The organism is Frankia sp. CoWAU3, assembly GCF_977971855.1.
In genome coordinates this window covers 1-14,114 of sequence record NZ_CDWWXB010000078.1, presented here as the reverse complement: position 1 = coordinate 14,114, position 14,114 = coordinate 1, and the positions used below count along the sequence as shown (strand labels likewise).

At 68.7% G+C, this 14,114-nt stretch carries 10 protein-coding genes; 7 read left to right on the top strand and 3 right to left on the bottom strand.

The features are described 5' to 3' along the window. Positions 1 to 783 precede the first annotated feature (783 nt). From AC08ON_RS09400 to AC08ON_RS09375, 6 genes are all read left to right on the top strand, one after another. Positions 784 to 1,653: a HalD/BesD family halogenase gene (locus tag AC08ON_RS09400; protein WP_476616794.1), complete on the top strand. Its 870-nt coding sequence runs from the start codon at positions 784 to 786 to the stop codon at positions 1,651 to 1,653. Positions 1,654 to 1,748: 95 nt separating this feature from the next. Beyond that, positions 1,749 to 2,720, top strand: a complete 972-nt coding sequence (locus AC08ON_RS09395; RefSeq protein WP_476606932.1) for a class I SAM-dependent methyltransferase — start codon at positions 1,749 to 1,751, stop codon at positions 2,718 to 2,720. 211 nt (positions 2,721 to 2,931) lie between these two features. After that, positions 2,932 to 4,806: a choline/carnitine O-acyltransferase gene (locus AC08ON_RS09390; protein ID WP_476606933.1), complete on the top strand. Its 1,875-nt coding sequence runs from the start codon at positions 2,932 to 2,934 to the stop codon at positions 4,804 to 4,806. Positions 4,807 to 5,552: 746 nt separating this feature from the next. Beyond that, complete coding sequence (locus AC08ON_RS09385) at positions 5,553 to 7,193, top strand: hypothetical protein (RefSeq protein WP_476606934.1); 1,641 nt, start codon at positions 5,553 to 5,555, stop codon at positions 7,191 to 7,193. A 127-nt stretch (positions 7,194 to 7,320) separates the two neighbouring features. Then, positions 7,321 to 8,325, top strand: a complete 1,005-nt coding sequence (locus AC08ON_RS09380) for a hypothetical protein (protein WP_476616793.1) — start codon at positions 7,321 to 7,323, stop codon at positions 8,323 to 8,325. Next, positions 8,322 to 9,383: a glycoside hydrolase family 26 protein gene (locus AC08ON_RS09375; protein WP_476606936.1), complete on the top strand. Its 1,062-nt coding sequence runs from the start codon at positions 8,322 to 8,324 to the stop codon at positions 9,381 to 9,383. Before AC08ON_RS09380 ends, AC08ON_RS09375 begins: the two co-directional genes overlap by 4 nt. Positions 9,384 to 9,497: 114 nt before the next feature. Here AC08ON_RS09375 and AC08ON_RS09370 read toward each other — a convergent pair whose 3' ends face one another. Then, entirely contained in the window at positions 9,498 to 10,034 is a 537-nt protein-coding gene (locus AC08ON_RS09370; RefSeq protein ID WP_476606940.1) for a glutathione peroxidase, read from the bottom strand. A 287-nt stretch (positions 10,035 to 10,321) separates the two neighbouring features. Here AC08ON_RS09370 and AC08ON_RS09365 point away from each other — a divergent pair, with 287 nt between their 5' ends. Beyond that, a complete protein-coding gene (locus tag AC08ON_RS09365; RefSeq protein WP_011435508.1) occupies positions 10,322 to 10,504 on the top strand; it encodes a Trm112 family protein in 183 nt (60 codons plus the stop codon). A 149-nt stretch (positions 10,505 to 10,653) separates the two neighbouring features. Here the strand turns inward: AC08ON_RS09365 and rpsA are convergent, their stop codons facing one another. Both rpsA and AC08ON_RS09355 read right to left on the bottom strand, forming a co-directional pair. Next, positions 10,654 to 12,132: a 30S ribosomal protein S1 gene (gene rpsA / locus AC08ON_RS09360; protein WP_011435507.1), complete on the bottom strand. Its 1,479-nt coding sequence runs from the start codon at positions 12,130 to 12,132 to the stop codon at positions 10,654 to 10,656. Positions 12,133 to 12,615: 483 nt separating this feature from the next. After that, positions 12,616 to 14,114: acyltransferase family protein (locus AC08ON_RS09355; protein WP_476616792.1), on the bottom strand; the 1,499-nt coding region annotated here is incomplete at its 5' end.

The window sequence follows — 14,114 nt, the reverse complement described above, 5'->3', positions numbered from 1 at the left end:
CGACGGACCCGCGCCTTAACTCGCCTCACCGACAGCACCCGACCGGCAACGCCGGCCGGGCATTCGGCGAGCCCTCCCACGACATCACCGAACACTTACTCAGCAACGAACAATGGAACCGTCTCGGCGAGATCCGCCAGGCGCTGAAGCTCGTAAGCTCCTGAAACCTCGTACGATGACCGACTCCCTCGCCGGAACGGCCGGCTCCAGGCATCGGATCAGCCTTCGGGCATCGGCCGTTGCGGCGGGGTCGGGCCGGGATCGCTCCCGGGCACGCCGGTACGGGACGTGGCGGTACCGGATGTGGCGGTACCGGACGTCGCTGCACCGGGCATGGCGATACCAGATATGGCTCTACCGGACGTCGCTGCGCCGGACCTGCCGGACGCATCTCCGGTGAACACGAGAAGGCTGAGATCCCGACGGTTGGCGTCCTGCGCCGGGCACCTTCCGGCCGGGCCAGACAGGGGCCGGTACGGCCAGTTCGCATCGACGGTGGCCGGGTCCGGTCGCCCGCCGGGCCCGCGGGCACCCACGTACAGCCGCTCAGGACGAGGGCGCGGGACGCCCCGAAGATGGCGGCTCCGCGACAGGTCGTGGCCGGGTTGCTGGAATGGCGGCAGGCGGGCGGGATTCGCGTCCCGCGCGAGCACAGGCGTGTGACATCTCACACTGACTTTCGCCATCATGACCATCGGGCGACCATGTGACAAATCGCATCGAGGTCGTGGACGGTTCCCATCGGCGACCCGGGGCCGCCGCGTAGCGGCGGAGAGGAGTCACATGGTTGCGACGGAAACCTGGTCTATCAGCGAGCTGATCAATACTGTTCGTTATCCTCTCACCGAACCTTCGAGCCACGCCTGGCGGGACGTCGTCTCGTGGACCCGGGCGGAACTGCGCACTCGCGGATGCTGTGTCCTCCCGGAATTCGTCCGGCCCTCCGCATTCACCGCGGTCGCACAGGAGTGCGCCACCGTCGCTCCGCTCGCGTATGACGAGGTCGAGACGGTCAACGCCTACAACATCGCGGTCGACCCGTCGTTGCCGGCCGATCATCCGGGCCGGTTCACGATGCGGCGGGGGAATGCCTTCGTCGCCCGCGACCAGATTCCCACCGAATTCGCCGTCCACCACCTCTACACCAGCGAGCTCTTCCAGCATTTCATCGCCGGCTGCTTCGACCTGCCGAGAGTCCACGAACTCGCCGACCCGCTGGCCGGACTGTGCCTCAACATCATCGCCCCCGGGCTGGAGCACCCCTGGCACTTCGACACGAACGAATTCGCGGTGAGCCTGCTCACGCAGGCGCCGCGGGCCGGGGGCGACTTCGAGTACTGCCCGAACATCAGGTCCGCGCAGGCGGAGAACTTCGCCGACGTGCGGGCCGTGCTGGCGGGCGAGGGCGGCCATCTGGTCCGGCGTCTCGCCCTCCGACCGGGTGATCTCCAGCTTTTCCTGGGCCGCTATTCGATGCACCGGGTGAGCCCGGTCGAGGGCGACACGGCCCGGCATTCCGCAATCTTCGCCTACACCGGGCACCCCGGGGTCGTCGGCAGTGTCGCGCGCACGAAGCAGCTCTTCGGCCGGGTCCTTCCGCGGCACCTGGCGGCGGAGAAGAGCGCGGTCCGCGTCGACCAGCTGCTGGACTAGCTGGACCAGAATGAGGTCGGCAAGCTGCGTCAGCACCGGCCCATCTGCCACCGGCCCATCTGCCCCGACCGCCCGTCACGAGGAGCGCCAGACGCGTGTATTCCGACGACAGCAGATATTCTGCCGAGACCACCGACTCCGACGGAACCACGAATTCCCCCGAGGCCGCGTACCCCACCGGGACGAGGCGGTTCGACGACAGCGGGAAGATCTCGCTCGACCACATCTACACGCAGCCCGACCCGCACGCCTACTTCAGTACCCTGCGGAAACTCGACTACCGTATCCCGCAGCTCGCCAAACCGTACTTCAGCCAGCTCATCCGGGAATTCCGGATGGTTTGGGGACGACCGCCGACAGTCTTGGACGTGGGCTGCTCCTACGGGATCAACGCCGCGCTGCTCCGCTGTGACGTGACGTTTGACGACCTGCACGAGCGCTACGCACCGCCCGGCAGCCGGCCGACCCGGGACGTGCTGCTCGCCCGTGACCGCGAACTCGTCCGGTCCCGCGACGGGCTGGAGACGAGCCGGTTCCTCGGTCTGGACAGCTCGGGGCCGGCCATCTCCTATGCGTCCGCGGCTGGGTTCCTCGATGACGCCGTGCACGCCAACCTGGAGGACCGTGACCCGACCGACGCCGAACGGGAGCGGCTCGCCGGAACGGACATCGTCGTCTCGACGGGCTGCCTCGGGTACGTCACCGAGCGGACCATCGCCCGGGTGGCCCGCGCGGCCGGTGAGCGCAGGCCGTGGATGGCCCACTTCGTGCTGCGGATGTTCCCGTTCGAACCGGTCGAGGCGACGCTCGCGGGGCTCGGGTATGAGACCGTGCACGTCAACGGCGTTTTCCGGCAGCGGCGCTTCGCCTCCGCCGAGGAGCAGTCGCTCGTGCTCGACACGCTGTCCACCGTCGGCATCGATCCACGGGGGCTGGAGGCCGAGGGCTGGCTGTACGCCCAGCTGCACATCTCTCGGCCGCGCGGGGTGACCAGTTCCTCGACCGCTCATCCCGCCTCCGGCCGGCGACCGGCGGCGACATCCACCCGGCCGGTTCCGCCAGGATGACGGGCGACCGGTGCCGGCGGCGTCCCCCGCGCGGCCGGTAGGTCGAGGGCGCCCCGGCCATCATGCGAGTCGGATGAACCGTACGAGCCGAATGTCCGATGGAACGCCCGCCACCCGTGGAATCTCGGCGACCATGGACCCAACGCAGCCTGTGGCGTTCACCATGACCGTGTCCCCGAGACGAGTTCCCCGAGACAACCCGAGGCCCAGCATGAATGCGATCAGTAGCTCCCAGCGATCCACCGGAACCTTCGCGAACGACGATCTGCTGCCCCGGGTGCCATTGCCCACGCTGGCGGAGAGCTGCGAACGTTTCCTTGCCTGGTCCGCGCCGCTGCTGACCCCGGCCGAGCGGGCGACAACCGAGGCAGCCGTCGCGGCCTTCCAGGCACCGGGCGGCCCCGGCCTCACCCTGCACGCGGCGCTGGAGCGCTACGACGCCACCGAGGGCGTACACAGCTGGCTGGACGGCTTCTGGGACTCCCGCTACCTCGGCCGGCGCGACCGCATCGCGCTCAACGCGAACTACATCTTCCTGTTCAAGGACGCCGAGGGTCTGTCCGCCGAGCAGCCGCAGGTGGAGCGGGCCGCCGGGCTCGTGGCGGCAGCCGTCGACTACAAGCTGCGCCTCGACGACGAGCGGGTCGAGCCGATTGTCCAGCGCGGCCAGACGCTGTCGATGGCGCAGAACACGTTCCTGTTCTCCACGACCCGGATCCCGGGAACGGTCCAGGACACCGTGCGCACCCCGTACAGCGAGCAGTGGCCCGGGCCGTCCCAGGCCCGCCACATCGTCGTCTTCCACCGGGGAAACATCGTCCGGCTGGACGTCGTCGGGCCGGACGGTCACCCGTACACCCTAGACGACCTCGCGGCGGGCCTGCGCGCCGTGGTGAAGGCCGCCGCATCGCGGATTCCGGCGGACGCCGCCGTCGGCCAGCTCACCACCAAGGCCCGGGCTGACTGGGCCGCGAGCTGCCAGACGCTGCTCGCTCTGGACCCCGCCAACGCGGCCGCGCTCGACACGATCGAGACCGCGCTGTTCGCCCTGTGCCTGGAAGACTTCACCCCCGAGGACAACCTGGCCGCGTGTGACCACCTGCTCCACGGCGACAGCGCCAACCGGTGGTTCGACAAGGCGGTGTCACTGATCGTTTTCGCCGACGGCCGGGCGGGCATCAACGTCGAGCACTGCGGGCTGGACGGGACGACGATCCTCAGCTTCGTCGACGACCTGCTGGGTACCTCGCCCGCGGAGCACTCGGCGAGCTCTGGCGCCCGGCCCCAGGGGCTACCCGTCATCGAGCCCGTCGAGTTCGTCCTCGACGCCAGCCTGCGGGCGGATGTGGCCGCCGCCGGCGCGTCGTTCGCGGAGTTCGCCGCGGCGACCGCCTCAACGGTGTTGTCCTTCACCGACTTCGGGCAGAACCGGACCAAGGCCCTGAAGACGTCACCGGACGCATTCGTGCAGCTCGCCTACCAGCTGGCGCACAGCCGGGCCAAGGGGCACATCGGCGCCACCTATGAATCGATCGCCACCCGGCACTGGCGGCGCGGCCGCACGGAAGCGATGCGGGTCGTCACCCCGGAGATCCAACGGTTCATGACCGTACTCAACGACCCGGACACCGACACCGCCACCCACCGGACCGCGTTCCGCGCCGCCGCCGACGCGCACGTGCGGAGCGCGAAGGACTGCCAGGCCGGGCGGGCCCCCGAGCAGCACCTGTGGGAGCTGCAGTTCATCGCCCGCCGCCAAGGCGAGCGGCTGGGGGTGACCGAGCCGATCGCGCTCTACGAGGCCCCGGGCTGGCTCAAGGCGCGCGACGACTACCTGAGCACCAGCTCCGCGCCGTCCACCAACGTCGAGTTCTTCGGCTTCGGGTCTACCAGCAGCCAGTGCATCGGCATCGCCTACGTGCTGCTGCCGGACCGGTTCAACCTCTACCTGAGCACGCCGCGTGCGGTCGCGGACGGGATGTACGCGTTCGCCGACCAGCTCCAGCAGGTCGTCACCGAGCTGCAGGACCTGCTCGCCACCAATGAGACGGGCGACGGGCCATTCAAGGCGGGCTATTCCAGGTAATTGATGATGCGGCCCATGCCCCGCTCCTGCCTTGTCCAGGCCTCCGCGAGCGCGGCCACCGGCATCAGGGATGCCCTGACCCGGCCGGCAGCCGGTGTCCCGGAAGCGGATCGGATGGCGCACCCCACCTCACTGGATCCACCACCGAGTACCGCCCTACCGGGGGTGACCGACGTAACAAGGGGATCGGGCCGAGGCCCGACTGCTAAACTTACGGACCATCAGCCTGGATGCGGAAGATTGCGGACGTAGGCGAACGAACCGTCTACGGGGCAGGCACATGCCGGAGGATCGCGATCTCATCGCCCGTTCCATGCCCCCGCGATCCGCTCTGGCCAACCACCGTTGTCGGGTCCGGTCGGACCAGATCCACCCGAGCGGCCCTAGCCGAGCGTTCCGATCCCATCGAGCTACCATCCTGCTAGCACCCTGGCCGACTGGCGCCCTGGCCAGAAGCGACGCAGTGGGCTCGGTCGTCGTCCCGCGCGGAAGCGGCGGTGTCGCTCGCCCGGCCGGCACGGGGAGCCGGGGTCGAACCGATGCGGCACGGAGAGGACGGACGGCGGTGGGTCAATGAGTTTGGCCACCGACCCCCGACAAAAGACGATCATCAGGACTCTCCGCGATCCCTCCACCGTCCGAGTACCACCCGGCGGAGGGCCGGGTGGGCTCCGGTGACCGGCCCGGACACATCCGCGCCGGCCACGGCCCAGCAGCACGAGTCACCACGCCCCCGGACGGAACCCGTGCCGGAGGTCACCGCCGCCCTGTCGCCACGACCGGAACAGTTCGACCAGGAGCGGACCCAGGTCATCCGCGGCCTGCGCGGCCGCCGGGTCCCGGCCGTGGAAGCCTTCGGGACGGCACTGGACGGGCCGACCCCCGAGGGGCTGCTCCCCCTGTGGGGTCCCGCGACCGGCGAATGGCTCATCCCCCCGATCGGCCGCGGCGAGCTCCACCGGGGGCGCGAGGCACCGGCAGTCCGGGATTGTGGGGAACCGGTCGACTACGGGCTGACCATCCTGGACGACGGCGGTCCGGCCGGTGGTCGCCACCATGACGAGCGACCGACCCGGGGTTCCAGCCGCTCGCGGGCCATCTGGACACTCGTCGACCAGGTGCTCTCCAGCGGGACGAACGCCGTGATGTCCTTCGTCATCGCCCACAGCGTCAGCAAGTCCGAGTTCGGGGCCTTCGCCGTCGCCTTCGCGATCTTCTCATTGATGATCGGGTTCTCGAAGGCCGTCGGCACCGCTCCGCTGGGGATGAAGTTCTCCGACGTGCCGCCGCGGGTGTTTCGGGTGGCCGGCGCGGCGGGGACCGGCACCGCCCTCGTGATCGGGCTGGTCTGCGGGGTCGTGACGCTTGCCGTCGGTGCGGCGATGGGCGGCTCGGTCGGCGCCTCACTGGTCGCGATGGGACTGGTCTTTCCCACGCTGCTGCTCCAGGACGCCTGGCGGCAGGTCTTCTTCGCCGAGGGTCGCCCGGCCGCCGCCGCCGCCAACGACGGGATCTGGGCGATCGTCCAGTTCGCCGCCATCTACGCGCTGATCGTCCGCGACGTCTCCAGCTCGTGGGCGATGCTGCTGGCCTGGGGCGGCGCCGCCGCGGTCGCCGCCATGCTGGGCGTCACGCAGGCCGGCTTCAAGCCGGCGCCGAGCCTCGTGCGCCAGTGGGTCGTCGAACACCGCGATGTCAACGGGTACATGAGCGCCGAGTACCTCACCGTCCAGGGCGCCCAGCAGGCATCCACCCTGCTGCTCGGTACGCTGGGCGCGATCGACCTGGTCGGCGCGCTGCGCGGGGTGCAGACCCTGCTCGGACCGACGACCATTCTCGCGGTCGGGATCGTGAGCTGGGCCATCCCCGAGTTCTCCCGCCGCAAGGACCTCTCGGCCGCAGCCCGGGTCCGCGCCGCCTACGCCCTGTCCGCGGTGATCGTCGCGGCCGGCGCCGCCTGGGGGACGATCTTTCTCGTCCTGCCGACGAGCATCGGGCACTCGCTGCTCGGCCAGACCTGGGAGCAGACCCACGACCTGCTGGCGCTGTCCATCGTGCAGCAGGCGGGCCCCGCAGCGACGGTCGGGCCGGCCTGCATGCTCTACGCGCTCGGCAAGGCCAAGCTCACCTTCCGCGCGAATGCGGTGCTCGCCCCCCAGCTTGTCGTCTATCCGATCGTCGGTCTGGAGATCGGCGGCGGCACCGGCGCGGTCTGCGGTTACATACTTGCCTTCTGGGTGACCGTACCCATCTGGTTCATCCTCGTCCGCCGGGCCGCACGGGAGGTGGAACGGGACACGGCGATCGCCCTTTCCGGCGAGCCGGCCGGACCGGACGTACAGGGCCGAGTTCCGGAGCACCCGACCGGGACCGGCAATGATCAATGATAATGATGTTTCACGGTAACGTACAAGCTGTGTGCAAGATGTTCGGCCGACCGCGTCGAGGCGGTGTCCGAGGCGTCGAGGCCACCACGATGAGCGCTGCCGGGCCAGGGCCGGTAGGGGGGTTGCGATGATTCTGCGTATTCTTTATCGATCGGTCGGTTCGGAGAACACGAAGAACCGACCGACCTTCTACAGCAAGATGCTTGCGTTGGCCTCTCTCCTCCGGGCCGTCGAGAACGTCGACATCCCGGTACGGATCGTCTTCGTCAATGACGGCCCTATGCCGGCGGAGCGTCTTGCCGTGATGACGTCCGCCGGCGAGGTGCAGTCGGTGCAGTGCGGCAGCAATCGCGCGTCCTACCGGTACGTGCTGCGGATGCCGCGGGTCCGGCGCTGGTCGCCGGACGATCTGGTCTGGCTCGCCGAAGATGACTATTTGTACACGGAAAAATCGCTTTCCAGTCTCGTCGCGGCAGCGACCGCGCTCCCCCCGGTCGATTACTTCACCCTTTACAGCACGCTGCGATTCTCCTCAACCACCACCCGCCGCCGGCCAATGATCCACCGGGACGGCGGCAGCAACTCCCACGCGCCGGTGGTCGACGGCGTGACCTGGGCCAGGGCCGCCACCACGACCAGCACGTTCGGTCTGCGGGTCGGCACCCTGCTCGAGGACGAACTGCTGCTGCGCTCGATCCCGTTCGTCGGCGGCGCCTTCGACCGCGCGACCTGTCTCACCCTGCAGGGTTTCCAGCCCTTCCGGCTGGCCGAGCTGAGCGGGGAACCGCCTGCGTTCGCCCCGCCATCCCCCGCCGCGCGGATCGCTCGTCGGGTGGTGCTGAGCGGGCTGCGCACGACACTCAACGCCGTCGCCTTGGCGCGGCCCGAACGGCTGCGCCGCACGATGCTGGTGCCGGAGCCCTCCATGGCCACGCACATGGAGCTGGGTGAGGCGCTCGTTCCCGGTCACGACTGGGCGGTCGAGGCCGAGGCCGTGCAGACCTGGCTACAGGCTCGGCGGCCCGGCCCGGTGGAGACGCCGCTGCTCGGCGCCATTGCCACGGCTTCGGGTACGCACGGACCCTCCACCATGCACGGACCCTCCACCATGCACAGACCCTCCGTCGCGTGAGACCGCGACCGGCACCGCGAGGGTGGGGGTCTGCCGGCCGCCGCACCGTCCGCGCCGCCCGGACGAGGAACAGACGTGCCGCCCATCCGCGGCCACTCCCGCTGCCGCTGCTCCTCCTGCTGGTCATCGGCCTGGTCGCCGACGGGCTCAGCTCCTGCTCGAACAAACCCAAGCCGCCCCAGCCCGGCGGCGTGCGCTGGGTCTCCGGCGCCAACGGCAACTACCCCGCGGACGTCAACCTCTGGTCGGTCTTCACCGGCCGCAAGGTGGACCTGGCCGTCGTCTTCACGGATCGGCAGGACTGGACCAACCTGGTCTCGGCCGGCTGGCCGACGCAGGCCTTCACCCGGGACAAGTTCCCCGGCGGCCTGTCGGTCGCCCAGCCGATGTTTCCCAAAGACGGCGACGAGGCCACCTGCGCGACTGGCGCCTACGACAACTACTGGCGGCAGTTCGGCACCACGCTGACGACGTTCGGCCGCGGCGACGCCTTCGTCCGGCTCGGCTGGGAGTTCAACGGCGACTGGTTCTGGTGGTATCCACGCGACGTCGAGACCTGGAAGACCTGCTACCGCCGCACGGTCCTGGCGATCCGGTCGACCGCGCCGCACGTGCGGATCGACTGGAACATGACCGCGCACCGGGATCACCTGCCGGTAAGCGGTCAGGACATCTGGGACGCCTATCCCGGTGACGACTACGTCGACGTGGTCAGCATCGACTCCTACGACTCCTACCCCGCGTCCGTCAGTAAGACAATCTGGGACCGGCAATGTCATCTGCGGTCCGGTCTGTGCACGGTGATCGCCTTCGCCCGCGCCCACGGCAAGAAGTTCGCCGTTCCGGAGTGGGGTCTGGTGCGCACGACCGGCGGCGGTGGCGACAACCCCTACTACATCCAGAAGATGTACGAGACCTTCACCGCGAACGCCGACGCCCTGGCCTACGAGGCGTACTTCAACAACGCCGAGGAGGGGAACGTGGAGTCCTCGCTGTACAGGCCGGTACTGAACCCGAACGCGGCGGAACGCTATCTGGCGCTGTTCGGCGTCCGCTGACCGCGCTCGCCTACTCCTGCTGCGAAGCCTGCGGGCATCGCCGGCTTCGGCGTGCCCGACCGGCTTCTCCCGTCCCCGGCCGGCGATAGCGGCAGGCCGGGCACGGGAGAACCATCAGGCCAGGGCGGCCTCGAGGTCCTCGCGGATCTCCTCGGGGGTGACGGTCGGCTCGTACCGGCGGACCACTTTTCCGTCCGGGTCGACAAGGAACTTGGTGAAGTTCCACTTGATCTCGTCGGTGCCGATCGCTTCCGGCCGGATCTTCTTGATGTGCTCGTAGAGGAAACCCGCATCGGGCCCGAAGTCACCGGGCGCCTCGGAACGCAGGTGGGTGTACAGCGGGGCCGCGTCGGGTCCGTTCACCTCGATCTTCCTCAGGACCGGGAAGGTGACGTCGAACTTCGTGGCGCAGAACTCCTGGATCTCGGCATCGGTGCCCGGCTCCTGCCCGCCGAACTGGTTGCACGGGAAGCCGAGGATCTCCAGGCCGCGGCCGTGCAGATCCCGGTACAGGGACTCCAGCCCCTCGTACTGCGGCGTCAGACCGCATTTGCTGGCAACGTTGACAATCAGCAACGTCTGGCCGGCGTAGTCGCCGAGCGAGCGGGAGGTTCCGTCCGCGGCATCGACGGTGAAGTCATGGACAGTCATGGACACCTGACTCTCGATGAGGGCGAGCTGGGACTTCGCGGCCGGTCTCCGGCCGCCGAGCGACTTCGACGCTATCCCCCAGAAGTTTTTATGTCATCGAGTTGGTTGCATAACCCGTCAGCGAGGCGAACCGGTGCCTCACGACCGGGATCGACACCGGGATGGCTGGCGCCCCCGGTCGGGACCGGTCAGGGCCGACCTGGGTGTCTGCGATGCTCATGGGATCCGGAACGGATACTCACGGGTCCCGCGACGGCCCCCCAAGACGACGAACAGGAACGTCAGAGATGACCATCGAACCCGAACTGTTGAAGATCCTCGCCTGCCCGGTCGACAAGGGACCGCTGGAGCTCGTCGACGGCTGGCTGGTCAACCCGCGTCTCGGCCATCGCTACGAGATCCGCGACGACGTTCCGATCCTGCTCAGGCCGGATCACGTCGACCCGGCCGTGGCGCGCTCCTCGTCCTGATCCGACCCAGGACCTCCCTCTGCCCGGGCTGAGCTTCTACCCGGGACTGGGCTTCCGCCGGGTCTGGGACGGGCAGGGGAAAGGATCGGAAATCGGTCGGGGCCCGAGGAGAAGATCCCCGGGCCCCGACCGTCGGTGACGGGAGTCGGCTACTCCCGACCGAACTGCTCACGCAGCCGACGCAGCGCCTCTTCATCGATCGCCGAGGAAGGCTGCTCGGACTGGGAGGTGTAGGAGGAGGGGGCCGCCGCGGCGGCGTCGGCCTCCTGCGCGGCCCGGATCTGGACCTGGTGCGCCTCGAAGCGGGCCTGGGCCTCGGCGTACTGCCGCTCCCATTCCGCCTGCTGCTCCTCGTAACCTTCGAGCCATTCCCCGGTCTCGGGGTCGAAGCCTTCGGGGTAGACGTAGTTACCCTGCTCGTCGTACTTGGCTTCCATGCCGTACTGGCTCGGGTCGAACGCCTCGCCGTCGACAGCCAGCCCTGTCGCCTCGTTCGCCTGCTTGAGCGACAGGCTGATGCGGCGGCGGTCGAGGTCGATGTCGATGACCTTCACCAGGATCTCGTCACCGACGTTCACGACCTGCTCGGGGATCTCCACGTGCCGCTCGGCCAGCTCGGAGATGTGGACCAGCCCCTCGATGCCCTCGTCCACCCGGACGAACGCACCGAACGGCACCAGCTTCGTGACCCGGCCTGGAACGACCTGACCGATCGCGTGGGTCCGGGCGAACTGACGCCACGGGTCCTCCTGCGTCGCCTTCAGCGACAGCGAGACCCGCTCGCGGTCCAAGTCGACATCGAGGACCTCGACGGTAACCTCCTGGCCGACCTCGACCACCTCGGACGGGTGGTCGATGTGCTTCCAGGACAGCTCGGAGACGTGCACGAGGCCGTCCACACCGCCGAGGTCCACGAAGGCGCCGAAGTTGACGATGGAGCTGACCACGCCCTTGCGGATCTGGCCCTTGGCCAGCTGGGCGAGGAACTCGGAACGGACTTCGCTCTGGGTCTGCTCGAGCCAGGCCCGCCGCGAGAGCACAACGTTGTTGCGGTTCTTGTCCAGCTCGATAATCTTGGCTTCGAGCTCGCGGCCCACGTAGGGCTGCAGATCGCGGACCCGGCGCATCTCCACAAGCGAAGCCGGCAGGAAGCCACGCAGGCCGATGTCGAGGATGAGACCACCCTTGACGACCTCGATCACGGTGCCGGTGACGACACCGTCCTCGTCCTTGAGCTTCTCGATCGTGCCCCAGGCGCGCTCGTACTGCGCACGCTTCTTGGACAGGATCAGGCGGCCTTCCTTGTCCTCCTTCTGGAGGACAAGGGCCTCGACGTGATCGCCCACACTGACGACCTCGTGCGGGTCGACGTCGTGCTTGATCGACAGTTCCCGGGACGGGATCACGCCCTCGGTCTTGTAGCCGATGTCGAGCAGCACCTCGTCGCGGTCGACCTTGACGATGATGCCGTCAACGATGTCGCCATCGTTGAAGAACTTGATCGTCTTGTCGACGGCCGCAAGGAAGTCTTCGGCCGAGCCGATGTCGTTGACCGCTACCTGTGGTGTGGTCGGGCTGGGCGAGATGGTCACGGTCTCCACGGGTCGTACGTCGGTGGTGCTCGTCAAGGGGTCGGCTCCGGCTAGGGGTGGTCGTCCGCGCGAGGGCCGGATCGAACCGCCGGGACCGAGGGACAGAAACAACGCCAAAAACGAAGAAACTGTCAGAAACGATAACGACGCTCGAGTGGATCCGCTCGGTCTGAGACCCACAGACCCTCGTGCACGCCCCCAAGTCTAGGGACGGGTGTCCAGGGTGGTCAACGGACGCCCGTACCAAGACGTGCGCCGTCCGCCATCACTCTCACTCTGCGCAGACACATGACGTCCATATGTAGTTTTTGGTGGCGGCGCGGCACCACGGTAGGCGGGACAACGCCGTCCCGCGGATCGTCGCGGCACACGGGTGGGAACGTGTGCGGACGGGACACGACAGGGACTGACGGCGCAGATCGGTTGAAAAGTGGATAAATGGGTGAGTTCGTGGCGTCCGATTCCCGACACCTGCCGACGGCCTGGCCTCGCGGCGCCCGACGCCCGGTCATTTTCGGGTCAGCGCCGGCTCGCCGATCCCCCGCACTCGGGCCCCCCGCACTCGGCCGGCTGTGCCCCAGGCCCACCAGGCTGCGGCGCGGGCTGCGGCCCGAGCCATTCCAGACCGTCGAACTCGACCCGGGGCTGCTTCCACCCGGCGCGCGACGCCCGTCCATCCGGCACGCCGGGCAGGTCGGGATCGAGGGACCGGACCGGAGGGGACGGGTCTCGCGCGTCCCGGTCCGTCATGTTCCGTGGTGACATGAGGCCTGACGCGAGTGGCACCGTCGGGCTATCGACGGGCTTTCCGATCACCTCGACCTCGCCCGGCGATCCGCCGGCCCCGCTCACGAGGCCGCCCTCCCCGCCCCTCGCCGCCCCTTCGAAGCGCCTCGCCACCCATCTGTCGGCCCGCCGGGCCCACTCCCGGGAGAGGGTGATGCAGGGACGCTCGATCAAAAAGTGCGTCACGGTGGAGACCCCGACGGTCAGGGTGAGGACCACCAGGAGAAACGGCGGGTAGGGGATCTTCCACAGCCGCCAGCCGCTGTGCTCCAGCACCAGGTCGATGACGGCCGAGTGCCACAGATAGATGCCGTACGAGATCGCTCCGAGGAAGGCCAGCGGACGGCTGGCCAGCAGCGGCCGCACCCAGCCGCGGTCGCCGTGGCCGAACACCGCCGGGAGCAGCAGGAAGAAGCCGAACAACCCGTAGCCCAGGTGCTTGCCCATGTCCTGGCTCCGCGTGGCTTCGAAGATCGGCACGAGCGGCAGGCCGAGATGCCTGCTCGACACCCAGTAGAAGAACGCGGCGATACCCCAGCACACCGTGCCCGAGCCGGGCAGCTCCGCCCAGCGCGGCGACCTGCCCTGCCGGGAGTACCAGGCCGAGAGCACGGCGAGCAGCATGCCCATGGCGAACAGGTCCCACCAGACCGGCAGCCAGACGTTCCAGCCGTTCATCCAGGTCTGCGTGGACGGAATCACCAGGTAGTGAACGATCTTGGCGGCAACGAACGTAACCGCGAGCGCGGCGAGTTCCACGCGCAACTGGGCTGCGGGCGGACGGTCCCGCCGACGCAGCAGCCACGCGTACACCGGTATCGCCAGATAGAACGCCGCCTCGACGTCCAGGGTCCAGGCCTGGGTGAGGCCCTGGATCGCCCAGTGCTCCTGATAACCCTGGACGAAGAACGCCGTCTGGAGCAGACCGGCCAAGCCGTGCACGCCGACCCGCTTGCTGCTGACCACGGTCAGCGTAACGGCGAGCGCCACCCAGTACAGCGGGACGATCCGCATGAACCGCCGGACCAGGTAGCCGGCGGCGTCCGAGCCGCGGATGCCGGCGAACCGGGCGGCGACGAACGGACGGTAGAGCAGGAACCCGGAGATCAGGAAGAAGACCGCGACACCGATCTCACCCCGGGCGGTGTAGGGGCCCAGCCAGCTGCTGGTGGTGAAACCAGCGGGAAACGCGGTGTGCACGACGACCACGAGGACCGCCGCGATCGCGCGCA